Genomic DNA, 556 nt, shown 5'->3' on the forward strand with positions numbered 1-556 from the left:
CGTTGCATTTCGGTGGGTGCGACGATGGCCGCGTGAACTGTCTGCCGATCACTTCGGGCTGGAACTATGCGATCCGCCTTTATGAGCCGGAGGATGCAATCCTGAACGGCAATTGGACCTTCCCGAAGTTGGAGCCGATCAACTAGGCCACTCGCCCAACCTGCATTTCAAAAGGAGTACACGGCTATGCGTCGATCCCATACTCTTATGGGGCTGCTTTTTGCAGCCAGTGCCGGAACCACAACCGTTGCAGACGAGGCATCCGATCTGGCCCAGGAACTGGCCAACCCGCTTGCGGCAATCGTCTCGGTTCCGTTTCAATTGAACCAAGATGAAAATCTGGGCGTCTCTGATCAGGGCTCGCGCACCACGCTGAACTTTCAACCAGTCGTGCCCTTTCAACTGAACGATGACCTTAACCTGATCACCCGAACTATCATTCCTTACATCTGGCAGGAAGACGTTGTGCCGGGCACACGCCAGGAGGGGTTCGGAGATATCCTTTTCTCTGCGTGGTTCTCGCCAATCGGAACCGGGGACATAACGTGGGGCGTGG

The 556-nt window shown here is 55.9% G+C and carries 1 pseudogene; it reads left to right on the plus strand.

Annotation, left to right across the window (positions count from 1 at the left end):
- Positions 1-186 precede the first annotated feature (186 nt).
- Positions 187-556, plus strand: a pseudogene (locus ACR0IP_RS23450) (transporter); the annotation flags it as partial.

This window comes from Ruegeria sp. AL11 (assembly GCF_056540865.1).